General features: G+C 71.3%; 25 protein-coding genes. 13 read left to right on the forward strand and 12 right to left on the reverse strand.

Features of this window, described 5'->3' with window-relative positions; translation table 11 throughout:
• Positions 1-6 precede the first annotated feature (6 nt).
• Genes BSB02_RS22950 through BSB02_RS22960 form a run of 3 tightly spaced genes read right to left on the reverse strand, consistent with a single transcriptional unit; the run spans position 7 to position 2,536 of the window.
• Positions 7-783 (reverse strand): CDP-alcohol phosphatidyltransferase family protein, encoded by a 777-nt coding sequence (locus BSB02_RS22950; RefSeq protein WP_084961690.1) that lies wholly within the window; start codon positions 781-783, stop codon positions 7-9.
• A complete protein-coding gene (locus BSB02_RS22955) occupies positions 784-1,791 on the reverse strand; it encodes a sulfotransferase family protein (protein WP_084961692.1) in 1,008 nt (335 codons plus the stop codon).
• 19 nt (positions 1,792-1,810) lie between these two features.
• Complete coding sequence (locus tag BSB02_RS22960) at positions 1,811-2,536, reverse strand: CDP-alcohol phosphatidyltransferase family protein (protein ID WP_084961694.1); 726 nt, start codon at positions 2,534-2,536, stop codon at positions 1,811-1,813.
• Positions 2,537-2,743: 207 nt separating this feature from the next.
• Here BSB02_RS22960 and BSB02_RS22965 point away from each other — a divergent pair, with 207 nt between their 5' ends.
• From BSB02_RS22965 to BSB02_RS22985, 5 genes are all read left to right on the forward strand, one after another.
• Positions 2,744-4,258, forward strand: coding sequence for a glycosyltransferase family 2 protein (locus tag BSB02_RS22965; protein ID WP_084961696.1), 1,515 nt, complete (start codon positions 2,744-2,746; stop codon positions 4,256-4,258).
• A gap of 102 nt (positions 4,259-4,360) precedes the next feature.
• Positions 4,361-5,434 carry a DegT/DnrJ/EryC1/StrS family aminotransferase gene (locus BSB02_RS22970; RefSeq protein WP_084961698.1) on the forward strand — a complete coding sequence of 358 codons (1,074 nt, stop codon included), beginning with the start codon at positions 4,361-4,363 and terminating at the stop codon, positions 5,432-5,434.
• On the forward strand, positions 5,431-6,447 hold the full coding sequence (locus BSB02_RS22975; RefSeq protein ID WP_143591033.1) for a Gfo/Idh/MocA family protein: 1,017 nt from the start codon (positions 5,431-5,433) through the stop codon (positions 6,445-6,447). The genes BSB02_RS22970 and BSB02_RS22975 overlap by 4 nt, the downstream gene beginning before the upstream one ends.
• Positions 6,440-8,023, forward strand: a complete 1,584-nt coding sequence (locus BSB02_RS22980) for a glycosyltransferase family 4 protein (RefSeq protein ID WP_206184840.1) — start codon at positions 6,440-6,442, stop codon at positions 8,021-8,023. Before BSB02_RS22975 ends, BSB02_RS22980 begins: the two co-directional genes overlap by 8 nt.
• Before the next feature lie 10 nt (positions 8,024-8,033).
• Positions 8,034-9,323: a nucleotide sugar dehydrogenase gene (locus BSB02_RS22985; RefSeq protein WP_084961700.1), complete on the forward strand. Its 1,290-nt coding sequence runs from the start codon at positions 8,034-8,036 to the stop codon at positions 9,321-9,323.
• Here BSB02_RS22985 and BSB02_RS22990 read toward each other — a convergent pair.
• A complete protein-coding gene (locus BSB02_RS22990) occupies positions 9,312-9,992 on the reverse strand; it encodes an acyltransferase (protein ID WP_240506600.1) in 681 nt (226 codons plus the stop codon). The two genes, BSB02_RS22985 and BSB02_RS22990, sit on opposite strands and share 12 nt — an antisense overlap.
• A 153-nt stretch (positions 9,993-10,145) precedes the next feature.
• Here BSB02_RS22990 and BSB02_RS22995 point away from each other — a divergent pair, with 153 nt between their 5' ends.
• From BSB02_RS22995 to BSB02_RS23005, 3 genes are read left to right on the forward strand one after another with little or no spacing between them, the layout of a single operon-like run.
• Positions 10,146-10,838, forward strand: a complete 693-nt coding sequence (locus tag BSB02_RS22995) for a class I SAM-dependent methyltransferase (protein ID WP_084961702.1) — start codon at positions 10,146-10,148, stop codon at positions 10,836-10,838.
• Between the two features lie 12 nt (positions 10,839-10,850).
• On the forward strand, positions 10,851-11,525 hold the full coding sequence (locus BSB02_RS23000; protein ID WP_158088706.1) for a polysaccharide deacetylase family protein: 675 nt from the start codon (positions 10,851-10,853) through the stop codon (positions 11,523-11,525).
• 10 nt (positions 11,526-11,535) lie between these two features.
• Positions 11,536-12,954, forward strand: a complete 1,419-nt coding sequence (locus tag BSB02_RS23005; protein ID WP_084961706.1) for a hypothetical protein — start codon at positions 11,536-11,538, stop codon at positions 12,952-12,954.
• 65 nt (positions 12,955-13,019) lie between these two features.
• Here the strand turns inward: BSB02_RS23005 and BSB02_RS23010 are convergent, their stop codons facing one another.
• The 4 genes from BSB02_RS23010 to BSB02_RS23025 form a co-directional block, all read right to left on the reverse strand.
• The gene (locus tag BSB02_RS23010; protein WP_206184841.1) at positions 13,020-13,379 is read right to left on the reverse strand and encodes a hypothetical protein; all 360 of its coding nucleotides are present in this window, start codon (positions 13,377-13,379) and stop codon (positions 13,020-13,022) included.
• A 246-nt stretch (positions 13,380-13,625) separates the two neighbouring features.
• Positions 13,626-15,176: a glutamine-hydrolyzing GMP synthase gene (gene guaA / locus BSB02_RS23015; protein ID WP_420855880.1), complete on the reverse strand. Its 1,551-nt coding sequence runs from the start codon at positions 15,174-15,176 to the stop codon at positions 13,626-13,628.
• An 88-nt stretch (positions 15,177-15,264) separates the two neighbouring features.
• Positions 15,265-16,506 carry an MFS transporter gene (locus tag BSB02_RS23020; protein WP_084961712.1) on the reverse strand — a complete coding sequence of 414 codons (1,242 nt, stop codon included), beginning with the start codon at positions 16,504-16,506 and terminating at the stop codon, positions 15,265-15,267.
• A gap of 127 nt (positions 16,507-16,633) precedes the next feature.
• The gene (locus BSB02_RS23025) at positions 16,634-17,632 is read right to left on the reverse strand and encodes a LacI family DNA-binding transcriptional regulator (RefSeq protein WP_206184842.1); all 999 of its coding nucleotides are present in this window, start codon (positions 17,630-17,632) and stop codon (positions 16,634-16,636) included.
• Positions 17,633-17,675: 43 nt separating this feature from the next.
• Here BSB02_RS23025 and BSB02_RS23030 point away from each other — a divergent pair, with 43 nt between their 5' ends.
• A complete protein-coding gene (locus tag BSB02_RS23030; RefSeq protein WP_084961716.1) occupies positions 17,676-18,374 on the forward strand; it encodes an alpha/beta fold hydrolase in 699 nt (232 codons plus the stop codon).
• A gap of 6 nt (positions 18,375-18,380) precedes the next feature.
• On the opposite strand, the gene BSB02_RS23035 is transcribed toward BSB02_RS23030, so the two are convergent.
• A complete protein-coding gene (locus BSB02_RS23035; RefSeq protein WP_084961718.1) occupies positions 18,381-19,736 on the reverse strand; it encodes a pyridoxal phosphate-dependent decarboxylase family protein in 1,356 nt (451 codons plus the stop codon).
• A 60-nt stretch (positions 19,737-19,796) separates the two neighbouring features.
• Here BSB02_RS23035 and BSB02_RS23040 point away from each other — a divergent pair, with 60 nt between their 5' ends.
• Positions 19,797-20,273: an Lrp/AsnC family transcriptional regulator gene (locus BSB02_RS23040; RefSeq protein ID WP_084961720.1), complete on the forward strand. Its 477-nt coding sequence runs from the start codon at positions 19,797-19,799 to the stop codon at positions 20,271-20,273.
• Here BSB02_RS23040 and BSB02_RS23045 read toward each other — a convergent pair whose 3' ends face one another.
• On the reverse strand, positions 20,274-20,765 hold the full coding sequence (locus BSB02_RS23045) for a DUF6292 family protein (protein WP_143591035.1): 492 nt from the start codon (positions 20,763-20,765) through the stop codon (positions 20,274-20,276).
• Positions 20,766-21,121: 356 nt separating this feature from the next.
• On the opposite strand from BSB02_RS23045, the gene BSB02_RS23050 reads away from it, so the two are divergent.
• The 3 genes from BSB02_RS23050 to BSB02_RS23060 all read left to right on the forward strand — a co-directional run bounded on the left by BSB02_RS23050 (position 21,122) and on the right by BSB02_RS23060 (position 23,070).
• Positions 21,122-21,988 carry a helix-turn-helix domain-containing protein gene (locus BSB02_RS23050; protein WP_084961724.1) on the forward strand — a complete coding sequence of 289 codons (867 nt, stop codon included), beginning with the start codon at positions 21,122-21,124 and terminating at the stop codon, positions 21,986-21,988.
• A gap of 62 nt (positions 21,989-22,050) precedes the next feature.
• The gene (locus BSB02_RS23055) at positions 22,051-22,260 is read left to right on the forward strand and encodes a DUF397 domain-containing protein (RefSeq protein WP_084961726.1); all 210 of its coding nucleotides are present in this window, start codon (positions 22,051-22,053) and stop codon (positions 22,258-22,260) included.
• A 60-nt stretch (positions 22,261-22,320) separates the two neighbouring features.
• Positions 22,321-23,070: an N-acetyltransferase gene (locus BSB02_RS23060; RefSeq protein ID WP_084961728.1), complete on the forward strand. Its 750-nt coding sequence runs from the start codon at positions 22,321-22,323 to the stop codon at positions 23,068-23,070.
• Here BSB02_RS23060 and BSB02_RS23065 read toward each other — a convergent pair.
• The gene (locus BSB02_RS23065; RefSeq protein ID WP_084961730.1) at positions 23,057-23,788 is read right to left on the reverse strand and encodes an MBL fold metallo-hydrolase; all 732 of its coding nucleotides are present in this window, start codon (positions 23,786-23,788) and stop codon (positions 23,057-23,059) included. The two genes, BSB02_RS23060 and BSB02_RS23065, sit on opposite strands and share 14 nt — an antisense overlap.
• 8 nt (positions 23,789-23,796) lie before the next feature.
• Positions 23,797-24,162, reverse strand: a complete 366-nt coding sequence (locus BSB02_RS42420; protein ID WP_240506609.1) for a pyridoxal-phosphate dependent enzyme — start codon at positions 24,160-24,162, stop codon at positions 23,797-23,799.
• Between the last annotated feature and the right edge of the window lie 11 nt (positions 24,163-24,173).

Consider the following 24,173-nt stretch of genomic DNA (forward strand, 5'->3'; position numbering starts at 1 on the left):
CTGGTACTAACCCCCGATTAGCGCATGTTGGCGGCTCTCCTGGGGAACCGCCGGGACACGGCGGGTGAAGAGCCACATCCGGTACACGATGAAGACCTCGTTGGCGAGCAGCAGGACGCTGGCCACGGCCGCGATGGGCAGCAGCACCCCCGTCAGCGGCGCGACCACGAAGACGGCGGCGTGGAACTCGATGCCGCTGATCAGGTGGGCGCGCACGCGGTGGCGGGCCAGGAAGCCGTTCAGCCCCGGCATGAACCGCGGCCCCTCGGGCGGGCTGGCGGGACGGCCGGGCACGGGCGGCCCGAGGATGGCCCCGCGCACCCGCTTCATCTGGGGCGCGTTGACGTACCGGAACAGGTCGAGCACCGCCACGACCGCCCCGAGCACGACGTAGATCACGTCGTGGGTGAGCGTGAACTGCCCGTAAGCCAGCCCGGTCGCGCAGCACACCACCCGGATGCGGTCGCCCACGTAGTCCAGCCACAGGCCGAACGGCGTGCCGGTGCCCTTCAGCCGCGCGATTTTCCCGTCCACGCAGTCGAGGAGGAAGCTCACGTAGAACAGCGCCGCCCCGGCCACCAGCTGGTCCAGACCGAAGCACACCGCGGAGGCCATGCCGAGGACCAGGGAGCCGGCCGTCAGGCCGTTGGGCGTCCAGCGGGTGTGGTTGGCCACGACCAGCGCCACCGGGCAGGCCAGCGGGTCCACCAGGTAGACCGTCCACCAGGAGTCCCTGCTCTTGCGCGTGGCCAGGACGTCGGCGAGCGTGTAGCGGCCGGCCATTCAGCTCACCCGCGCAAGCTCGTGCTGCCCGCTGGTCAGCAGGCAGGCCACCGGACCCGGCTCGCGCAGCTGGTCCCACCGGTCCTTGAGCCTTTTGCGCAGCCGGTGCTTCCTGCGCTTGCTCAGCGTCTGGCGGAAGGCCTCCACGTGCTCCTTGGCGGGCCTGGGCGCGCCGGACAGCTCGTAGCCCTGCTCCCTGAGCAACTCGCCCAGCACCCCCTCGCACAGTGCGATCTCCCAGTCCTCCAGCCGCGTCGCCCAGCTGCCGACGCGGGCGCGGGTGACCTCACTGTGGGTGTTGCTGTGCCAGGTCTTGTGCGTGGGCACCGCGACGCCGGCCACGGTGTACGGCTTGCACATGGCCGGGTCGAACTCCTCGCCCAGGAAGTGGCACAGCTTCTTCAGCTCCAGCGCCGGATCGCCGGTCAGGTCCTCGTAGCGCAGCTCGTAGTAGCTGTCCTCGGGCAGGCTGCGCCGCAGCCGCTTGCCCGCGTCCATCGCCTCGGCCCAGGCCGAGGCGGCGTGGAAGGAGTCGAGGCGGTACCAGGGCATCTCCTTCAGGCTCGCGACGCAGTCGCGGCCGTCCCTGATGAGGTGGACGAACTGGGCGTCGGGGAACAGGCGTCTGAGCAGGTGTACCTTGCGCACGTAGCTGGGCCGCTTGTCGCCCCATCGGTCCTTGCCGAACCGCTCGGCGTACATCTGGAAGGCCAGGCCGATGACCGAGCCGAGCGAGCCGGGGCCGGTCACGGCGCGCCTGATGTACTCATCGGCGTCGATGCCGAGGTCGTGGAACCTGGTGCCCTTGCCGACGGTGATGCGCTTGGCGAGAGCGCGCCGGTTGGCGGGGTCGCGCATGTCCCCCAGGTTGCGGCGACGGTAATAGGCGTACTCGACGAACCGCGTCTCCGGCGGCACGGCCATCCGCGGATGCGCGTGCAACATCAGCTGCAGCATCGTCGTGCCCGAGCGCGGACAGCCGACGACGAACACTGGCCTGTCGGACATGTGATTGACCCCCGTTGATTCACACACGTAGAGCGACCTGCCTGGTGAAGAGCCACATCCGGTAGACGAGACGCGCCTCGTAGCCCAGCAGCAGCACGGCGGCGGCCACCGTGGCCGGCGCGAGCGCCCACGCTCCCAGCAGCGGCGCCACGACGAAGACGGCGGCGTGGAACTCGATGCCGCTGAACAGCCTGCTGCGCACCCGCCGCCGCCGCAGCCGCCGCTCCCACCGGCTCCTGGAGCGCCGGAGCCGCCGCCCGCCCCGCTCGCGCACCTGCTCCCGTACCCGCGCCACCTGCGGCGCGTTGACGTAGCGGAACAGGTCCAGAACGGCTATCGCGGTGCCGAGCAGGATGTAGCCGTCGTTCCCCGTGGCGGCGTACTGCCCGTAGGCCAGGCCCGCGGCGCAGCACATCTCCCTGACCCGGTCGCCGATGAAGTCGAGCCAGACGCCGAACGGCGTCCCGGTCCCCTTCAGGCGGGCGATCTTCCCGTCCACGCAGTCGACCAGGAAGCTGAAATAGAACACGATCGCCCCGGCAGCCAGCTGGCCTGCGGCGAAGCAGACGGCCGCCAGCAGGCCGAGGACCATCGACGCCGCCGTGATGGCGTTCGGCGTGAGCCGGGTGCGGTTGGCCGCGACCAGTGCCAGGCGGCACGCGATCGGGTCGACCATGTACACGGTCCACCAGGCGTCCTGCCGCTTCCGTGTGGCTTGCACGTCGGCGAGCGAATAGGTCCCCATGGGGATCCAGCATGGCGACGGAGCGAGGTTGCGTGGGCACTCTCTGGAACTAACAGGAGATGTCCATGCCTCTTCTTGACCATTCGCGGAAGTCCTGCGGCTGGCAAACGTTGCCCCAAGCGACGCTGAAGGCTTCGGCTACGGACGGCGAGCCTCCTCTACAGTCCGTGACGGACAAGCGCAGATCGACAGTGAAGGAGTCCGCGCATGGGCCTGGCCCGTCCCGATGTGAGCGTCATCGTCGCCGTGTACAACACGATGCCGTACCTGCGTGAATGCCTGTCCTCGCTGGCCGGGCAGAGCATCGGGGCGGGCCGCATGGAGATCGTCGCGGTCGACGACGGCTCGACCGACGGCAGCGCCGAGGAGCTCGACCGATTCGCCGAGCGCCACCCCGGCGCGGTCCGCGTGGTCCACCAGGCCAACTCCGGCGGGCCCGCGGCGCCCTCCAACCTCGGGCTCGAGCTGGCCACCGGCCGCTACGTCTACTTCGTGGGCGCCGACGACCACCTGGCCGACGAGGCGTTGGAGCGGCTGGTGGCCGCGGCCGACGCCTACGGCTCCGACGTGGTGCTCGGCAAGATGATCGGGGTCAACGGGCGGCACATCCCCCAGCAGATCTATGCGGCCAGCCGTACCGACACGCATCTGTTCGAGTGGCCGATGCCGCTGGCGCTGTCGAACGCGAAGCTGTTCCGGCGCGAGCTCATCGACGCGCACCGGCTGCGCTTCCCCGAGCACATGCCGCTCTACAGCGACCAGCCGTTCACCATGGCCGCGCTGTTCCACGCCCGCCGCGTGTCGGTGCTGGCGGACTACACCTTCTATTACGCGGTGGGGCGCGACGACGGCAGCAACATCACCAAGAGCGCCACGCCGCTGGAGCAGTTGCGCGCCACCGAGCACATCTTCGAGTTCGCGGCCGGGCTGATCCCGCCCGGGCAGGACCGGGACCTGGTGCTGCGCAGGCACTTCAGCTGGGAACTGGCCAGGCACCTGCGCCCCGACAACTTCCTCGGCTACGACCGGCTGACGCAGGAGCAGGTGTGCCGGACGATCGCCCGGCTGGCGGAGGCGTACCTGACCGACAACCTGCGGGCCCAGCTCACGCGGCTGCATCGCTACCGGCTCACGCTGGCCGCGCGCGGTGAGATCGACACCCTGTGCCAGGCGCTCAAGGCGACCGAGCCGCCGCCCGTCCTGGTCCGGGACGGCCTGCCGTACACATGCCTGCCCGGGCACGAGTATCTCCCGGGCGACTGCACGCTGCTGAGCGGCGACCTGACCAGGAGGATCGCGGACGGGCTGCGCGTCACGTCAATGCGGTGGCGCGGGCAGGTCCTGGAGCTGGCCGGCGAGACCGGCCTGAGGGGCGAGGCCACCGTGTCGGTCCGGCTGGCCCCGTTGTCGGACGAGAACAAGCCTGTCACCGGGCGGCCGGACAGCCAGCCGGCCTCGGCCTTCCGCTTCGAGCTGCCGCTGCCGTTCCGCCCCGGCCGGTACGCCGTGCGCCTGTCCACCGAGATCGCCGGCGTGCCGTACGACTTCGGCGTGCCGGCCGTGGACCTCTTGCCGCGCCTCCGGGTACGGCGGGGCCTGCGCAAGTGGCTGATGCGTACCAAGGCCAACAGCCGCGGCCACCTGATGCTCACGGTGGCGCGCGATCCGAAGCCGCGGGCCGGGGTGCTGGGGCGGCTGATGGGGCGAAGCGGAGCGAGGTAAACGTTCCCCCAAGCCCCCGCGAATGGCTCGGCTGCGTTCAGTGACGGCCGTCTACAGTCCGTAATGGACCGAACGCTGAACAGGAGGCGAGGGAGTCAGTTGATGGACCAGATGATACCGCTGGCCAAACCGGTCATCGGTGACGCCGAGATCGCAGCCGCGGTCCGCGTATTGCGAAGCGGCCAGGTCGTGCAGGGTCCGGAGGTCGCGGCCTTCGAGGAGGAGTTCTCCGCCTGGGTGGGCGGCCGGCACTGCGTGGCCGTCAACTCGGGGACCTCCGCGCTGCAGCTCACGCTGCTGGCGCTGGGCATCGGGCCGCTGGATGAGGTCATCGTGCCGTCCTTCTCCTTCGCCGCCACCGCCAACGCCGTGCGGCTGGTCGGCGCCGAGCCGGTCTTCGCCGACATCGACCCCGTCTCCTTCTGTCTGGACCCCGACGCCGTGGCCGCCGCGATCGGCCCCCGCACCGCCGCGATCATGCCCGTCCACCTGTACGGTCACCCCGCCGCCATGGACCGCCTGTGCGCGCTGGCCGAGCGGCACGGCCTGGCCGTCGTCGAGGACGCCTGCCAGGCCCACGGGGCGAGCCTGCACGGGCGGCAGGCCGGCACGTTCGGCGTGGCGGGCTGCTTCAGCTTCTACCCCACCAAGAACATGCACGCCCTGGAGGGCGGCATGGTCAGCACCGCCGATCCGGCCCTGGCCAGGACGCTCCGGCTGCTGCGCAACCAGGGAATGGAACAGCGCTACGCCAACGAGATCGTCGGCGCGAACATGCGGATGACCGACGTGTCGGCGGCCATCGCACGCGAGCAGCTCAGGCGGCTGCCGGAATGGACCGAGCAGCGCCGCCGCAACGCCAAGACGCTCGACTCGCTGCTGACCGGCGTGAGCACGCCCCGGGTCGCCGACGGCGCCCAGCACGTCTACCACCAGTACACGATCCGCGTGCCGGAAGGCAGGGACAGTCTCCAGACGCGGCTGGCGGGGCGGGGCGTCGGCAGCGCCGTCTACTACCCCACGCCGATCCACCGCCTGCGCCCCTACCTCAACCGCGGCTCCTGGGACCTGCCGCACACCGACAGGGCCGCGGCCGAGGTGCTGTCCCTGCCCGTCCACCCGTCGCTGACCGACACCGAGATCGCCCGCGTCGCCGAGGCGGTGACCTCGCCGTGAGACAGCTGCGAGCGGGCCTGATCGGCCTGGGCGCGATGGGCCGCAACCACGCCCGCGTCCTGGAGAACCTGCAGGGCGTCACGCTCGTCGGCATCGCCGACCCGGCGGTCGACCGGGGGCGCGTGGTCCACGGCGCGCCGGTGGTGCCCGACCTGGAGGCGCTGCTGGCCCTCGGCCTGGACTACGCCGTCGTCGCCTGCCCCACGGCGCTGCACGAGGAGGTCGGCCTGGAGCTGGCCAGGCGCGGCGTCTCGGCGCTGATCGAGAAGCCGCTGGCGCACTCGGTGGAGGCGGCGCACCGGCTGGTCGCCGCCTTCGCGGCCGGCGACCTGGTGGCCGGGGTCGGGCACATCGAGCGCTACAACCCGGCGCTGCAGAACCTGCGGGCGCGGCTGGCACTGGGCGAACTGGGCGAGGTGTTCCAGGTCTCCACCCGCCGCCAGGGCCCCTTCCCGCACCGCATCGCCGACGTCGGCGTGGTCAAGGACCTGGCCACCCACGACATCGACCTGACCAGCTGGGTGACCGGACGGGAGTACTCCTCCGTGTCGGCCCATACGGTGTCCAAGAGCGGGCGGCCGCACGAGGACATGGTGGCGGTGATCGGCCGCCTGTCGGACGGCACCATGTGCAGCCACCTGGTGAACTGGCTCAGCCCGCTGAAGGAGCGCTCCACGATCGTCACCGGCGAGCGCGGCTGCTTCGTGGCCGACACCCTCACCGCGGACCTCACCTTCTACGCCAACGGCGCCGCCGACACCGAGTGGGAGGCGCTGCGGACCTTCCGCGGCGTCTCGGAGGGTGACATGGTCCGCTACGCCATCGCCAAGCGGGAACCCCTGCTCGTGGAGCACGAGCACTTCCGCGACGCGCTGCTCGGCAAACCCAGCGAGATCGTCACCCTGCGCCAGGGCGTGCGGACCGTCGAGGTGTCGGCCGCGGTCCTGGAGTCGGCCGCGACCGGCCGGGCCATGACGATCGACCACGCGAGAGAGGTGCTCAGCGTTGCGTAAGCCCACCCACCGGCGCGTGGTGATGCTGGTCGACAACCGCGTCGAGGGCGACTCGCGGGTGCAGAAGGCGGCGCGGTCGGCGGCCGAGGCCGGCTGGGAGGTGATCCTGCTGGGCCGCTCGCCGGACCGCAGGAGGCGCTCCTGGCGGCTGGGCGACGCGCGGGTGCGCCTGCTGCCGGTGCCCACCGCCGTCAGCGCCCACCAGGTCCGGTGGGCGCCGCTGCGCCGCCCGCTCGCCTACCGCCCCGGCCCCATAGCCGGCTACCGGCGCCAGCAGCTCAAGGCCTGGCGTGCCGAGCTGCGCAACCGGCGGGCGCTGCTGCGGCTGGAACGCCGGCGGGGCGCCTCGGCCGCCTCGCTGCTGATCCGGCAGGGCCGGCTCCTGGCCGCCCGCACCGCCTTCGCCGCCTTCCGACGCTGGGTGTCGGTACGGCTGAGCCAGACGGCGTCGCTGATGGCGGCGCGCAAGCGGCTGAACCGGCCGCTGGACCGCATGGCGCTGTCGTTCTGGCGGCGGGCGATGGGCGAGCGCTGCTGGCGGCGGCTGGATCCCCAGCTGTCGGCCTACGAGGTGGCCTTCGGCCCGGTCGTCGACAGGCTCCGGCCCGACCTCATCCACGCGCACGACTTCCGGATGATCGGAGTCGGGGCGCGGGCCAAGCTCCGGGCCCAGGCCAAGGCGCGCGACGTCAAGCTGGTGTGGGACGTCCACGAGTACCTGCCCGGCATCAAGCCGTGGAACGACAGCCCCCGCTGGCACCCGGCCCAGTGCGCGCACGAACGCGAGTTCGCCGCCTGCGCGGACGCCGTCGTGACGGTCTCCGAGACGCTCGCCGACCTGCTGGTGCGGCGCCACGGGCTGAGGGAGCGGCCGGCCGTGGTGCTCAACGCCCCCGAGACGCCGACCGCGCGCACCGGTCCCGGCCTGCGCGAGATGTGCGGCGTCGACGCCGGGACGCCGCTGATCGTCTACAGCGGGGCGGCGGCGCCCCAGCGGGGGCTGGACATCATGGTCGAGGCCCTGCCGTACCTGCCGGACGTCCACGCGGCCCTCGTCGTGCCGCGCCCGGCCGCCGCGTACGTCGTGGGGCTGGAAAGGCGTGCCGAGGAGCTCGGCGTGGCCGGGCGGCTGCACGTCCTGCCGTACGTGGCATACGACGAGGTCGTCGCCTTCCTGTCGGGGGCCGACGCCGGCGTGATCCCGATCCACCGCTGGCAGAACCACGAGATCGCGCTGATCACCAAGTTCTTCGAGTACGCGCACGCCCGGCTGCCGCTGGTCGTCAGCGACGTGAAGACGATGGCCGAGACCGTGCGGCGCGTCGGCCACGGCGAGGTCTTCCCCGTGGGCGACCTGGAGGGCTTCGTCCGGGCCGTGCTCGCGGTGCTGTCCGACCCGCGGCGGTACCGGGCCGCCTACGACGCTCCCGGCCTGCTCGACGAATGGACGTGGGAGGCGCAGGCCGCCAAGCTCGACCGGCTCTACCGGCGCCTGCTGCCCGCGGCGGCGGAGCGGCCGGCGTGCGGCGAGGCGGATCTCGGCCGCCTCGCCGCCTCCCCCAACGGAACGACCTGAAGGAACATCCATGACAATCTGTGTGGTCGGCCTGGGCAAGATCGGTCTTCCCCTGGCCGCGCAGTTCGCCTCCAAGGGCCACCGCGTCGTCGGCACGGACATCGACCCTCGTGTCGTGGGCCTGGTGAACCAGGGCATCGAGCCGTTCCCGGGCGAGCGCGACCTGGACGTGGTGCTCAAGAGCGTCGTGGAGGCCGGGCTGCTGACCGCCACGGCCGACACCACGGCGGCGGTGGCCGCCTCCGAGGTCGTGGTGCTGGTCGTCCCGCTGTACGTGGACGCCGATGGGCGGCCCGACTTCGGCTCGCTGGACGCCGCGACCCGCGCCGTCGCCGCAGGGCTGCGGCCCGGCGCGCTGGTCTGCTACGAGACGACCCTGCCCGTCGGCACCACCAGGCACCGCTGGGCGCCCATGCTGGAAGAGGGCTCGGGCCTGACGACCGGGCGGCACTTCCACCTGGCCTTCAGCCCCGAGCGGGTGCTGACCGGGCGGGTCTTCGCCGACCTGCGCCGCTACCCCAAGCTCGTCGGCGGCGTCGACGAGTGGTCCACCAGGCGGGCGGTCGCCTTCTACGAGTCGGTGCTGGACTTCGACCCGCGCGAGGACCTGCCCAGGCCCAACGGCGTGTGGGACATGGGCTCGGCGGAGGCGGCCGAGCTGGCCAAGCTGGCCGAGACCACCTACCGGGATGTCAACATCGGGCTGGCCAACCAGTTCGCCCGGCACGCCCACGCTCTCGGCGTGGACGTCGCGAGGGTCATCGAGGCGTGCAACAGCCAGCCGTACAGCCACATCCACCAGCCGGGCATCGCGGTCGGCGGGCACTGCATCCCGGTCTACCCGCGCCTGTACCTGTGGAACGACCCCGCGGCCACCGTGGTCCGCGCCGCCCGCGAGGCCAACGAGGCCATGCCGGGCTACGCCGTCGACCTGCTGGCCTCCGTCTTCGGGAGCCTGGCGGGCGCGGGCGTGCTGGTGCTGGGGGCCGCCTACCGCGGCGGGGTGCGGGAGACCGCGTTCTCGGGGGTCTTCCCGCTGGTGGAGGAGCTGCGGGCGCGGGGGGCCGAGCCGTACGTCTCCGATCCCCTCTACAGCGCCGAGGAGCTGGCGGCGCTCGGGCTGCCGCCGCACCGCGGCGAGCCGGTCGCGGCGGCGGTCGTGCAGGCGGACCACCCCGAGTACCAGACGCTGGGCGCGGCGGACCTGCCCGGCGTGCGCGCGCTCGTGGACGGGCGGCGCGTCACCGACCCGGCCCGCTGGGAGGGCGTCGAGCGGGTCGTGATCGGCTCAGGCCTGTAGGTCGTGTAGGTCGTGTAGGTCGTGTTCGGCGAGCTCGCCCGGCCGGATCTCGCGGTAGAGCTCGCCGGTCTTGGGGCACTCCCACACGCCGGGGCTCTTCTCGCTCAGCCGTACGCCCGCGCGTCCCACCCAGCCGACCCGCCGCGCGGGCACGCCGGCGACGAGGGCGAACGCGGGCACGTCGCGGGTGACCACCGCGCCGGCGGCGACCATGGACCAGCGGCCCAGGACCACGGGCGCGACGCAGACGGCGCGGGCGCCGATCGAGGCGCCCTCCTCGGCCACCACGCCCACCGGCGTCCAGTCGGCGGCCTGCTTGCGGGTGCCGTCGGGCTGGACGGCGCGGGGGTGGTGGTCGTTGGTCAGCACGACGGCCGGCCCGACGAAGACGCCGTCGGCGAGCCTGGCCGGTTCGTAGACCAGCGCATAATTCTGGATTTTTACGTTGTTGCCGATTTTTACCCCGGGGCCGATATAGGCCCCCCGTCCGATGACACAGCCTTTCCCTATTTCGACATTTTCCCGGATTTGTGAGAGCTCCCAGGCCGTGGTGCCCTCCCCGACGACCGCCGACGCTGCGACCTGCACTGCGACCTGCGCTGAGAACTGCACTGCGATCTGCGCTGAGAACTGCGTTTCCGCCATCGTTTCCGCCATCGTTTCCGCCATCGCGAAACCTCCTCCTCGTGCGGCAGCACAGCAGTCTGTCGGCCCCGCCGGCGGAAAACCAAGCCTTTGCCGAAAACGGAGGGTTCGTTCCCGGCCGCGTCCCGGAACCTGGAAGGATACGGTTGCCCAGCCGATCGTGAGGAAGCGCCCCGCATGGAGTCATCGGAGATTCACCGTCTTGTCCAGCTCGAGGACGACCACTGGTGGTACCGCGAGCGGCGTGCCATCCTCGCCCGCGAGCTGAGGGGCCTTCCGCCCGGCCGGGCCGTCGACGTCGGCGCGGCGGGCGGGGGCAACACCCGGGTGCTGCTCCGGCACGGCTGGCGCGCGACCGCGGTCGACCACTCCGAGGCGGCCGTCCGGGTGGCGCGCGACCGCGGCCTGCCCGCCGTCCGGGCCGACGCCCGCGAGCTGCCCTTCCCCGACGGCCGCGTCGACCTGGTGACGGCCTTCGACGTGCTGGAGCACATCGAGGAGGACCACCTCGTCGCCGAGGAGCTGGCCAGGGTGCTCAGGCCCGGCGGGCGGGCGCTGGTGGCCGTGCCGTGCGACATGGCGCTGTGGTCGGCCCACGACGAGGCGGTCGGCCACGTCCGCCGCTACAGCCGTGACGGCCTGGTCCAGACGATCGCCAAGACGGGCCTGACGGTGGAGCGGGTCTGGAGCTGGAACGTGCTGCTGCGGCCCGTCGTCGCCCTGCGCAGGCGGCGGTCCGCCGGCAGCGACCTGGACCGGCTGCCGCGCGTGGTCAACTCGGCCCTGTCGGCCGTCGTGGCCGTCGAGCGCCGCCTGCCGGTCCGCGCCCTGCCCGGAGTGACCTTGTTCCTACGCGCTCGCAAACATTGAAACAATATGGCCGTGATTGCACACGGCTTGATGGCGCTCCTCCTCGCGGCCTCCCCCCTCCAGGCGGCCGCTCCCGCGAAGATCGACTGCGCGAAGGTCAAGTGCCTGGCGCTGACCTTCGACGACGGGCCGGGCCGGCAGACGGCCGAGCTGCTCGACACGCTCGCCAAGGCCAAGGTCAAGGCGACCTTCTTCCTCGTCGGCAAGCAGGTCGAGCAGCGGCCGGAGCTCGCCAGGCGGGCCCTGCGCGAGGGCCACGAGCTGGGCAATCACACCTACTCCCACCTGGAGCTGACCGCGCTGGCCGACTACCAGGTCAGCAACGAGCTGCGGGCCGCGCAGCAGGCCATCGAGGAGGCCACCGGCGCGGCGCCCAAGATCTTCCGCCCGCCGTACGGCAAGACCGACGACCGGATCCTGGCACTGGCCGGGGAGGCGGGCCTGGCGCAGGTGACGTGGACCGACACCACGCTCGACTGGAGCCTGCGCGACACCGAGAAGATCAAGAAGACGGTGCTGAAGCTGTCCGGCCGCGACGACGTGATCCTCATGCACGACACCGTCCCGCAGACGGTCAAGGCCGTGCCGGGGCTGATCAAGGAGCTGCGCAAGCGCGGCTTCCACCTGGTGACGGTGTCCACACTGGCGGGCAAGGGGAAGCTGGAGCCGGGCCAGTCCTACCCGTAACCGGGCGCCGATGAGGAAGGCGACTCTGGCGGCCTTCGGGGCGATCCAGGCCATCCTGCTGGCCTGGTGGGCCGCCTACCACCCCGGCCTGTTCAGCCGCGACTCGGTGCTGTACCTCAGCCACACGGTCGCCGGGCCGTGGGTCAGCGACCACTCGTGGGTCTACGACGCGCTGCTGTGGCTCAGCTTCACCGTGACCGGCGACCTGGCGGCCGTGACGTTGCTGCAGACCACGGCCATGGCGGCGGCGCTGGTGTTCCTGGCCGTGTCGCTGCGCCGCGTCGGCGCTCCCCCGCGCGCCACGCTCGCGCTGGCCGTGCTGCTGCCCCTGCTGCCTCCCGTGGGGGCCTTCACGGTCACGTTGTGGAAGGACGTGCCGTTCACGCTGTGCGTCATGACCGCCTGCGCGGTCGCGTGCCGTCCCATGACCGGCAGGACCGTCCTGGCCCTGGGCGCGCTGCTGCTGGGCGTGGGCCTGTTCCGGCCCAACGGCTTCATGGTGGCCGGGGTCGCGCTGGTGTTGCTGCTGATCGTGGTCAGGGGGCGGCGGGTACGGCTGGCGGCCGTCGGAGCGGCGGCCACCGCGCTGCCGATCCTGCTGACGGCCGTGGTGCTGCCGAAGGCCGGCATCCAGCCGCCCGCGCCGACCACCACCTACCAGACCGCGTTCGCCGACCTCGGGTACGTCTACCGCCGCCACCCGCTGTGGTTCGACCAGCGCGACCTGGCCGTCCTGACCCAGGTGGCGCCGCTCAGCCGGTGGTGGAAGGCCGGGGAGTGCGGCACGGTCAACGAGACGATCTGGCGCGCCGACTTCGACCGGACGGCCTCGGACCGGCTCTCGGGCGAGCTCATGGGCATCTGGCTGCGGCTGCTGCGCACGCATCCCGGCGAGCTGATCTCCGCCCGGCTCTGCCGCGGGGCCATCGCGTGGCGCATCTCGGCCTACACCGACCAGGGGCCCAGCGGGCTGACCTACCACTTCTCGCGCCGCCCCACCGCCGACAGCTATGTCGGCCCCGGCAAGATCGCCGACTTCCCCGGCCGGGCCGAGGTCTTCACCCTGCGGCCGCTGTGGCCCTGGCTGTACGGCGTGGCGGACGCATGGGTGGTGTGGACGTACTCGCTGGACTGGCTGCTGTGGCGAGGCGCCCTGTGGTGTTACGTGACCTACGCGGCACTGGGGCTGGCGGCCCTGGCCCGCCGGGACCGCGCCATGCTGGCCGCGGCGGCCGTCGTGGCGGGTCAGCAGATCAGCGTGCTGGTCAACAGCGCGGCGCAGGACTTCCGCTACATGGCGTCGCCGATCTACGTCGGCATGCTGATGCTGCCGTTGCTGGTGGTGAGCTTGTGGCGATTGGGGCGAAGCATCGCTCACCGTAATCGAGTTGACCCAGGCAGTGAGGCGACTATCATGGAGAGCGCGTAGCCCACTAGGGCTGCGAAGTGGGGCCGGGCTTCCCGCCGCATGACGGGCACCCGGTCTTCGCGTTGTCAGACGGCGGCATCCTCGCAGAGGCACACCTCGACCACCTTCTCCAGCGTCTTGAGATGCCGGTCGTCTCCGTAGACCAGGTGCGCCGCAGCGGCGCCGACCACGATGTCCGGCAGCCACAGCAAGGGCTGCGCGTCGGCTGAGGCATGCTCGAAGGTGAACCTCGCCGGCCTCCCGGCCAGCCCGCCGAGCACGCGCCTGTCCTTCAGGTTCTGCTGCTCCTGGCGACGGTCCAACACCAGGTGGCGGGTGTCGTCGGGCAGCTCGCAGGCGGCCCAGCTCAGCGCCCGTGCCCGTGCGGCCTCCTGCCGTCTGCTCGACTCAAAGCGACAGCCGTAGATTCGCGCCGCGATCGGCATGTCGGCGAGCACCCTACCGAGGGCGTCGCGAGTCGCCGCATCCTCCGAGTGCCAGTGCGGGCGCCGAGGCGCGGGTATGCACGAGGAGACCTCTCGCCGCACACAGTGCTCCAAAGCCGGCTCAGCGGACACGACAGCTATGAGGTAGAGCCCATGCCGGACGTGAATCGACTCGTCGATGTAGCCGAAGCGCGTGGGGGGGTCGCGAAGTCACGGAACGTCATTATTCCGCAACGTAGCGTCGGATCACTCCCATTCGATGGTGCCCGGCGGCTTGCTGGTGACATCCAGCACCACCCGGTTGACCTCCGGCACCTCGTTCGTGATGCGCGTCGAGATGCGCGACAACACGTCGTACGGAACGCGAGCCCAGTCGGCCGTCATCGCGTCCTCCGACGTCACCGGCCGCAGCACCACCGGATGCCCGTAGGTGCGCCCGTCGCCCTGCACGCCCACCGAGCGCACGTCGGCCAGCAGCACCACCGGGCACTGCCAGATCTCCCGGTCGAGGCCGGCGCGTGACAGCTCCTCGCGGGCGATCGCGTCGGCCTCCCGCAGGGTGTCGAGCCGTTCGCGGGTGACCGCGCCGACGATGCGGATGGCCAGGCCCGGGCCGGGGAACGGCTGGCGCCAGACCATGGCCGAGGGCAGGCCCAGCTCCTCGCCCGCGCGCCGTACCTCGTCCTTGAAGAGGGTCCGGAGCGGCTCGACCAGCGTGAACCGCAGGTCCTCCGGCAGGCCGCCGACGTTGTGGTGGGACTTGATGTTGGCCGTGCCGGTGCCGCCGCCGGACTCCACCACGTCGGGGTAGAGCGTGCCCTGGACCAGGAACTCCACCGGGCCGTCGGCCATGATGGCGCGCTGCTCGTCCTCGAAGACCCGGATGAACTCCCGGCCGATGATCTTGCGCTTCTCCTCCGGGTCGGTGACGCCGTCGAGGGCCTTGAGGAAGCGGTCGGCGGCCTCGACGACCCGCAGTTTGACGCCCGTGGCGGCGACGAAGTCGCGCTCGACCTGCTCGGCCTCGCCCTTGCGCAGCAGGCCGTGGTCGACGAAGACGCACGTCAGCCGGTCGCCGATGGCGCGCTGCACGATCGCGGCGGCCACCGCCGAGTCGACGCCGCCGGACAGCGCGCAGATCGCCCGCCCCTCGGGCCCGATCTGGCGGCGCACGGCCTCGACGGAGTCTTCGACGATGTTGAGCATCGTCCAGGTCGGACGGCACCCGGCGGCGTCGAGGAAGTGCTTGAGGACCGCCTGGCCGTGGTCGGAGTGGAGCACCTCGGGGTGGAACTGCACGCCGTACAGGCCCATCTCGGGGTGCTCGAAGGCGGCGACGGGGGTCTCGGCGGTGGAGGCGGTCACGGTGAAGCCGATCGGCGCGGCCGAGACGCTGTCGCCGTGGGACATCCACACCTTCTGCCTGGTGGGCAGCCCGGCGAACAGCACGCCCTCGCGGACGACCTCCAGCTGGGTGCCGCCGTACTCGGCCCGGCCGGTGCGGGCGACCTCGCCGCCCAGCGCCTGGGCCATGGCCTGGAAGCCGTAGCAGATGCCGAAGGTGGGCACGCCCGTGTCGAACAGCCCCTCGGGCACCGCGGGGGCGCCTTCGGCGTACACCGAGGAGGGGCCGCCGGACAGGATGATCGCCTTGGGCTTCTTGGCCAGCATCTCCTCGACGCTCATCGTCGAGGGGACGATCTCCGAGTAGACGTGGCACTCGCGCACCCGCCTGGCGATGAGCTGTGCGTACTGCGCACCGAAGTCGACCACGAGCACTGTGTCGAAATCAGACACCGAGAGGACCCCCAAGCAGGCGAAGTGCGGTGGGTCCAGTCTATCGGCGCCTTCCGATGCAGGCAGACGGGCCGCCGGGCCGGTACGGCTACCGCACGCCCTTGATCTTGACGACGGCGAAGGCGGCGATCAGGGAGATGACGATGCCGACGGCGAACAGGGCGGGGTAGCCGCCGAGCGAGACCACGAAGGCGGCCACGGCGGGCGCGGCGATCTGGGGACCGGCGTTGGCGATGTTCAGCACGCCCATGTCCTTGCCGACCTCCTGCCGGTTCGGCAGCACCTTGGTCACCAGGGCCAGGTCCACGGCCATGAAGACGCCGAAGACGACGCCGTGCACCACGTTGTAGACGAGCATGCCCTCGAAGGTCGGCATGACCAGGGGGATGGCCAGCGTCACGGCGGAGGCGACCCCGGAGATCAGCGCGAAGAGCTTGAACCTGCCCACGCGGTCCGACAGCGGGCCGATGACCAGGACGGCGGCGAGGGTGGCGACCTGCCCGATCAGGGAGAGGATGCCCATCTTGGCGATGACCTCCTCCCGGGGGATCTTGATGTAGTCCTCGAGCAGGAAGAGGTTGAAGGTGAAGATCACCATGTAGCCGAGCATGATGCCGAAGCGCCCCACGAACGCCCAGCGGAAGTCCGCGCTCCTCAGCGGGCGCATGAAGGCCCTCATGAACTCGCCGAGGTCGAACGGCTCGCGCGGCATCTCCAGCGACGACCTGTCCGGGGTGGCGAACACGATGAGCAGCGCGGCGACCGCGAGCACGACCATGACGACGTAGTAGGCGCCGCCGGCGGCGAGCTGGGGGAAGCCGATGAACATGAGCGAGCCGGCGACGGTCGCGATCGGGACGGCCAGGCCGACCAGTCCGGAGAAGGTGCCGTAGCGGTGCGGCGGCACGCGGTCGGGGAGGATGGCGGTGACGGCGGCCTGGTAGTCGTTCATGATCATCTGAACGACCGCCCAGCTCAGGCCGAGCATCAGGACGCCGGCGGCGTTGGCCTGCACGAGCAGGGCGATGATGCCGGCGGTGACGCACCCCAGGATCCACGGGCTGCGGCGGCCGAACCGCGAGCGGGTGCGGTCGGAGATCTGGCCGAAGATCGGGTTGGCGATCGTGGCCATCAGCGGGCCGATGGAGTTGGCCAGCCCGAGCGCGGCGACGTCGTTCATGCCGGTGATGCGCTGGACGTGGACGGGCAGGACGAACGCGCCCACGCCCATCCACAGGAAGAAGACGGCGGCGTTGGCCAGGGGCAGCGTGAGGTAGAGCGGGCCGAGCCGGTAGCCGGCGGCGGGCAGGACCCCGGGGGGAGCGCTCATGGAACAGACCTTTCCGGATTGGTGATACGTATCACCGATGAATGCTCTGGACTGTAGGCAGGCTCCACGGGGCTGACAAGAAGCGCGACCAAGTTGTTACCGGGCCGCGCTCACCGATCCGGCGTCGTCAGGCGCTGTCCCTGACCACGATGCGGGGCCGGTAGAGGTCGACGACCGCGCCCGGCCCGGCCTCGCGCTCGCCGCGCACGATCTCCTCCAGCAACGCCGCCAGCTCGCCCGGCGTGGCCGTGGGGTCGAAGTGGACGCTGGTCAGCCGCGGGCGCATGAGCGTGGCGATCGGCAGGTCGTCGGCGCCCACCACGGCCACGTCGTCCGGCACCCGCACGCCGGCGTCCTGCAGCGCGCTGATCAGCAGCATCGCGTACTCGTCGTTGTAGGCGAAGATCCCCTCGGGCAGGTCGGCCCTGGCCGCCACCCGGGCCGCCTCCTCCTCCGAGAAGGCCAGGTCGATCCGCTCGGCGCCGGGCGCCACCTGGCGGACTCCGCGCAGCCGCGCCTCGCCCATGAGGTCGATGCCCTCCTCGCGGGGGACGACCGCGCCCAGCCGGGACCGGCCGCCGCCGAGGAGGTGGCGCGCCGCGCAGGCGCCGACCGCCTCGTGGTCCAGCACGACGACCGGCACCAGGGGCGACGGCTTGTCGGCCAGGCCGATCACCACCCGCGTCCCCGACGAGGTCAGCAGGTCCACCGCCGCCTTGGTCAGGCGGGTGACGTCCACCAGGACGGCCGCGGGCCGCAGGGCCGCCCAGCTCTTGGCCGCCGGCACCCCCTTGAGGTGGCGCTCGCCGTACTGGACCAGCGTGAACCCGTGCCTGCCCAGCTCGTCGCCGAACCGGTCGAGGAAGTCCTGGAACAGGCGGCCGGTGCGGGCGGGCGCGAGGGGGACGAGCACCAGCCCGCTGCGGCCGGTGCGCAGCGTGCGGGCGCTGGCGTCGGGGACGTAACCCAGCCTGGCCGCCGCCTCGCGCACCCGCTCCCGCGTCTGCTCGCTGACGCGGGCGTTCGGGTTGTCGTTGAGCACGTAGGAGACCGTGGCCTGCGACACTCCGGCCGCGCGTGCCACGTCAACGCTGGTGGGCGGCCGGCGTTGGCTTTCTCGGGTCACTGTGAGATGCTACCAAGCGGTTATACGTATAAACGGAGGCGTCATGCAGTTGCACACCCGCGAGTGGGGCTCCGGCGACAGGCTCGCCGTCCTGATCCACGGCATCATGGCCGACTCCCGGTGCTGGTGGCGTGTGGGTCCCGCGCTGGCCGAGCGCGGCTACCGCGTCATCGCCGTCGACCTGCCCGGGCACGGCGAGAGCCCCCGGGCGGAGGCCTACCCGCCCGAGCTGTTCGCCTCCTCGGTGCTGGAGTCCGTCCCGGCCCGGCCCGATCTGGCCATCGGCCACTCGCTGGGCGGGCTCACCCTCGCCCTCGCGGTCGACCGGCTCCTGCCCGGCCGGGCGATCTACTCCGACCCGGCCTTCCGCCTGCCCGTGCTGGAGGGCGGCACGCCCATGACCGACACGTTCGCCTCCGCCTCGCAGTGGACGGCCGAGCAGATCGCCGCCATGCACCCGGGCTTCTCCGCCGAGGAGGTGGCCGTCGAGGTGGAGATGCTCCAGCGGTGGGACCCGCGCACCGCCCTGTCGCTCAGCGAGGCGGCGGGCGCCGACTTCACGCCGGCGCCCGTGGTGCCCTCGCTGGTCCAGCTGGCCGAGCCCAGCTTCCTGGTGCCGCCCGCCTTCGCCGCGGAGCTGGAGCAGAAGGGGTTCGAGGTGCGCGTCGTCGCGGGGGCCGAGCACACGATCCACCGGCACCTGTTCGAGGACTTCATGGCCGGGCTCGACGGCTGGATCTGATCCCCGCTAGGCGGCCGCCTCGGCCACGGCGTCCAGCAGGGCCTCCAGCGTCTTGTCGTCCGTGGCCGGGGCCATCACCGCGACCCGCAGGTGGCGCCTGCCGCCGATCTCGGCCGAGGTCAGGTGGAAGGCGCCCGCGGCCAGCAGCCGTTCGCGGATCGCGACCTGGTCGGCAGTGCCGTACCGGAAGCAGACGATGTTGCTCTCCGGCTCGTAGGGGAACTCGAAGCCGGGCCGCTGCCTGCCCAGCTCCCACAACCGGTGCGCGGCGCGGTACTGCCTGGCCACGTACTCCCCCAGGCCGCGCTCGCCGCGCCAGGCCAGGTTGAGGAAGATCTTCAGCCCCAGGGCGGCCTTCGTGCACTCCACGGTGCGGTGGATCAGGTCGAACCCCTGGTCGCCGTAGAAGAGGTAGCTGGCCTCCTGCTGGAAGGCGGCGTCCAGGTCGGCCTCGCGGCGCACCAGCACGGCGGCGGCCAGGGAGGAGGTCCGCAGCATCTTGTGGGCGTCCCAGATCACCGAGTCGGCCAGCTCGATGCCGTCGAGCAGGTGCCGGTGCTCGGGGCTGAGCAGCGCCGAGGCGCCGTGCGCGCCGTCGACGTGGAACCAGACGCCGCGCTCGCGGCACCACTCCCCGATCGCGCGCAGGTCGTCGTGCAGGCCGGTCGCCGTGGCGCACGCCCCGGCCACGAGCGCGACCGGCCGCAGGCCGGTGAGGTCCGGCAGCCGCGTGACGTCGATGCGCCCCAGCTCGTCGGTCTCCAGCGGCACGATGGAGCGCTGCCCCATGCCCAGGATCCCGGCGGCCCGCGCGACCGAGTAGTGGGCCGAGGGCGGCGCCAGGATCACCAGGTCGTCCGGCACCCCGTCGTCCCACGCCTCCGGTACGGCTCTCGCCCGCGCCGCCAGCAGCGCCGTGAGGTTGGCCAGCGAGCCGCCGTGGGTGAGCACGCCCCCGCCCTCCGGGAAGCCGACCTTGGCCAGCATCCACCGGAGCACCTCGAACTCCACGGTCGCCGCGGCGGCGCCCATCTCGTAGATCGCCATCGGGTTGTTGACGGCCCCGTGCACGAAGTCGGCCAGCGCGGCGGGGAAGTCCGGCGCGGCGCACTGGTGTCCCAGGTAGGCGGGGTGGTGCAGCCGCGTCCCCTCCTCCAGATAGGCATGCAGGAAGTCCTGGTAGGACTCGGGCGTCATGCCGCCCTCGGCGATCCAGCGCCGCAGGTCCAAGCGGCCGGCCAGCTCGCGCGGCGGTCGCCGCCGCAGCACCGGCGCCTCGCCGCGCTGGCTGTCGTCCACGTAACCGGCAAGCTCGGCGGCGGTGACCCCGGCCGCTTTGACGAACTCCTCAATGGTCCACATAGGCTCAATATCCGCCCGCGTAAGCGGCGCGACCACATCGACCGAATCGGACCCGCGAAAATGCCGCACAACGCCGAACTTGATTCGATCGACCTGGCGATTCTGGCCGAGTTGCAGAACGACGGACGGCTGGCCAACAAGGAGCTGGCCGACCGGGTCGGCGTGGCGCCCTCCACCGCCCTGGAACGGGTGCGCGCCCTGCGCCGCCGCGGCGTGATCACCGCCTTCCGCGCCCAGGTGGACCTGGCCAAGCTCGGGCGGTCGCTGGAGGCGCTGCTGGCCCTGCGCGTCCGCCCGCACACCACCCAGCTCGTCGACCCGCTGCGCGCCTTCGTCCTCGGCCTGCCGGAGACGATCACCATGTTCCACGTCGCGGGAGCCGAGGACTTCCTCGTCCACGTCGCGGTGCGGGACGCCGACCACCTGCGCCGGCTGACGCTGGAGAAGTACCTGGTCCGGCCGGAGATCGTGCACCTGACGACCACGCTGATCTTCAAGACCGAGCACCAGCCCGTCCAGCGGCCCGTGCCGGAATGATCACATCGACGACTCGGGATCGTCCGGCGGCAGGTGGCCGCGCAGCCGTTCGTCGAACCCGTCGTCGACATCACGGTAGGAGCGGTAGAGCGGCGGCATGCTCCAAGCCTGGCGGGTACGGCGGCGCAGCCGGCGCCGCCCGTGCGACCGCTCGGCGAGGAAGCGCACCGTGTCCGCGACCTCACCGGGGTCCGGCAGCACATCGCCGCACATGCAGGTCTGCCACTTCAGCAGCGTGGGACAGCGTGCGTCGCCCTGGACGAAGACCCCGAAGCGCCAACCGCACTCCTCGTCCCAGGCCAGCGCGTACTCCATCCCGCCCGGCAGGTACGGCTCGGCCAGCACGATGGTGGCCGACCTGGGCAGGAACTCGGTGATCCAGTGCGCGCTCGGCCGGATCTCCCTGCGCACCAACGCTATGTACACGTCGTGGATGTAGCCGACGTGCAGCTCACGCCACTCCACCACCCAGGTCCCCTTCGGGGTCACCACAGAACGGCGCCTTGGCGGCGACGCGGCGGTGGCGGCGGCACCCGGTTGGGCATGGCGTCCAGACAGGTCGTCTCGGTGATGGACATGGCGGTCTCCCTTCTGCGCGGCCTGCGGGCTCAGGGGTGTCGAACCAGGCCGCGAGTCACCGGCTTGTAGTCCGTCATGGGGATAGGGAAGGCGTCGCACCGAGCTGTCTTGCGTATTTCGCCGGCTCGTGGTCATCGCGACCTCCCAGCCTTATAGTGAGCTGGAGAAAGCCTGCGTGCAATATTGCATGCAGGCTTACTTCTCTAGCTCCAGTCGGGGAGTGGAGCGCCGAACGGCCGGGTATACAGACGGATTGGGACATCTCGCTAATGGAGCCGCAAGCTACGCCAATCCTGGTGCAACTCCTCGGTGCCGAGCTACGTCACCTGCGAGAACGCCGCGGCATGACCCTCGAGGAGGTGTGCGAGCCCCTCGGATGGAGCACCTCGAAGCTTTCCCGGGTGGAAACCGCCCGGGTTGTCGCGTCCCAGGAGGATGTCATCCGCCTCCTTGACGCCTATCAGGCTTCCTCTCTCGAACGCCGGCGCCTGCTGGCCCTCGCCCAGCACCAGACCAGGCGGCCGCGCCGGCGCTCGCGCCCTGGCGTGCACCCCGACGGCTTCGTCTCCTTTCTCGACGCCGAGGCGATCGCCGAGTCCGTCAACCAGTGGTCGCTCAACGTGGTGCCCGGGTTGCTCCAGACCGAGGCCTACGCCCGCCACCTGTTGACGAGCTGGAGGCTGATCGACCCCACCCTCACCCCCCGGGTCGTGGAGGACCGCCTCGCCACCCGGATGAAGCGCCAGGAACTCGTCAAGAGCCAACCCCCGCCCTGGTACACGATCATCCTTGACGAGAGCGTCCTTCTTCGCTCGTACGGCGGAGCCAGGATCATGAGCGAGCAACTGGACAAGCTTCTCAAAATATCAGAAGAAGACAATAACGTATCAATTCGGATATTTCCCCTTGCCCATGGTCACGTCCTTGCCGAGGAAAGCTTCATGCTGCTTAAACTGGGCGTGGGCGATCGGCGGGTGGTCTACCTGGAGCACGGGCCGAACTCCCAGGTCTTCCTGGACGACGAACCGGCTCATCTCTATCAACAGATGTTCCACGAACTAAGCAAGGGCACCCTCTCGGAAGCCGCGTCAAGAGACGTTATACTCAAGCATAGAAATTCCACACTCCGTGGATAGGATTCCCCCGTCACCGATCGAGGGCTAGACTCCAGCCGCACTGAGCTGCCACGCTATCTCGGGTGCAAAACAGCGAGCCGCCGTCCAACCTGCCGCCGTCGACCCTCTGGAAGAAGTCCAGCAGGTGCGCCCAGAACGGCAACTGCGTCGAAGTGATGACGCGACCTGACCACAGCGTCATTCTCCTACGCAACAGCACCAAACCCGACATTGTCCTGAAACTCACCTTGGACGACTACGCCCAGCTGATCGCCGCCATCAAACAAGCCTGACAGAACGGCGCCTCGCATATCCGGTTGAGCGGGCTTCGGCGACCATGCCACGCTCCCCCCATGGCACTTCGCATCACCACGCTGGCCGAGCGCCCCGAGCTCGCCGACGCCCTGTGGGACATGGCTCACAGCTGGCCGGAGTTCATGATGCACGACCCGCTGGCGGACCTGTACTACCCCGTCTGCGCACGGCACTACGCCGACTACGTCCTGGTCGCCGACGACGACGACGAGCCGGGCAAGCTGGTCGCGAGGGCCTGCTCGGTGCCGTTCACGATGCGTGACGAAGAGCTGCCCGACGACGGCTGGGACGGCGTGCTGTGCCGGGCGTGGCTGGCGCGCGAGCGCGGCGAGCGGATGGACCGGATCTCCGCGCTGGAGATCACCATCCGGTCCGACATGCTGGGCACCGGGCTGTCGGGGAAGATGCTCGCCGCCATGCGGGCCAACGCCGTACGGCTGGGCTTCACCGAGCTGGTCGCCCCGGTGCGGCCCAACCAGAAGCACCTGGAGCCGCGCACGCCCATAGGGGAGTACGCCTTCCGCACCCGCGAGGACGGCCTGCCGTACGACGCCTGGCTGCGGGTGCACGTCCGCGCGGGCGGGCGGGTGGTCAAGGTCGCGCCGCACTCGATGACGATCTCGGGGTCGCTGGCGGAGTGGCGGTCCTGGACCGGCCTGGCGTTCGACACGCCGGGACCGGTCGAGGTGCCCGGGGCGCTCTCCCCCGTGCACGTGGACCTCGATCAGGACCACGCCGTCTACGTCGAGCCCAACGTGTGGGTGAGCCACCCGCTCACGACAGGCTGATCCGCTCCCCCGGCTCCAGCAGGTGGAAGCCGGCGAACCCCGCGAAGGCCGGCGCCAGCGTCTCCCGGCCCTGGGTGAAGTGCTTCCAGTGCTCGAAATGCAGGGGGACGACGTCGCGGGCGCCCAGGATCCGCGCCGCCTCGGCCGCGGCGGCGCTGGACAGCGTCAGGTCCGCCTCCCCGAGCAGCTTGGTGCGGGCGGCCCCGGCGAACAGCACCGCGACGTCGACGCGGCCGATCCGCCCGGCGATCTCGCGCACCACGTCCAGGGAGGCGTTGTCGCCGCTGACGTAGGTGGTGGGCAGGCCCTCGCCGCGCAGCACGAAGCCGGTGACCTCGCCCGTCAGGTGCTCGGTGCCGTCGGGGCCGTGCTGGGCGGGCACGGCGGTGATCCGCACGCCCTCGACCTCGACCTCCTCCCACCTGGGCAGCGCCCGCACCGCGGCGATCCGCTCCGCGGCCGACCTGGTGGACAGGGTCAGCGGCGCCCGCTCCAGGAAGGCGCGCCCGGCCTTGTCCAGGTTGTCGGGGTGCTGGTCGTGCGACAGCAGCACCACGTCGGCCGCGTCGGGCACGAACGCGGGCCCCGCCGTCTTGGTCAGCGTGCGCCCGCCGCCCAGGGGATAGTCGCCGGGCTCGTCGAAGGTCGGGTCGGTGAGGAAGCGCACGCCGCCGAAGTCGATGGTCGCGGTCGGGCCGCCGATGTAGCGAATCTCCATGCCCTTGCTCAGCCGCCGGATGAGTCTGGATATTTCGCGATGTGCCGGTGATGGGCGTCACCGATGATCGAGACCACCACGCCCGTCTCGCCGCGGGCCCGCATCCGCTCGATGAGCCGGCACGCCGCCCGCAGCGCCGTACCCGACGACGGGCCCGCCGGGATCCCGGTCGCCTCCCAGATCCAGCGCGCCGCCGCGAAGCTCTCCGCGTCGGGCACGGGGATCACCAGCTCGACCAGCTCGGGCCGGAAGCCCGGCTCGACGCGCGGCCTGCCGATGCCCTCGATCCTGGACGGCATGCCGGTGGCGTAGTCGGGCGCGTCGAGGGTCCAGCCGGGGAAGTAGGCAGAGTTCTCCGGGTCGGCGACCGCCACCCAGATGCCGC

The organism is Thermoactinospora rubra, from assembly GCF_002093975.1.
Lineage (GTDB): Bacteria > Actinomycetota > Actinomycetes > Streptosporangiales > Streptosporangiaceae > Nonomuraea > Nonomuraea rubra_A.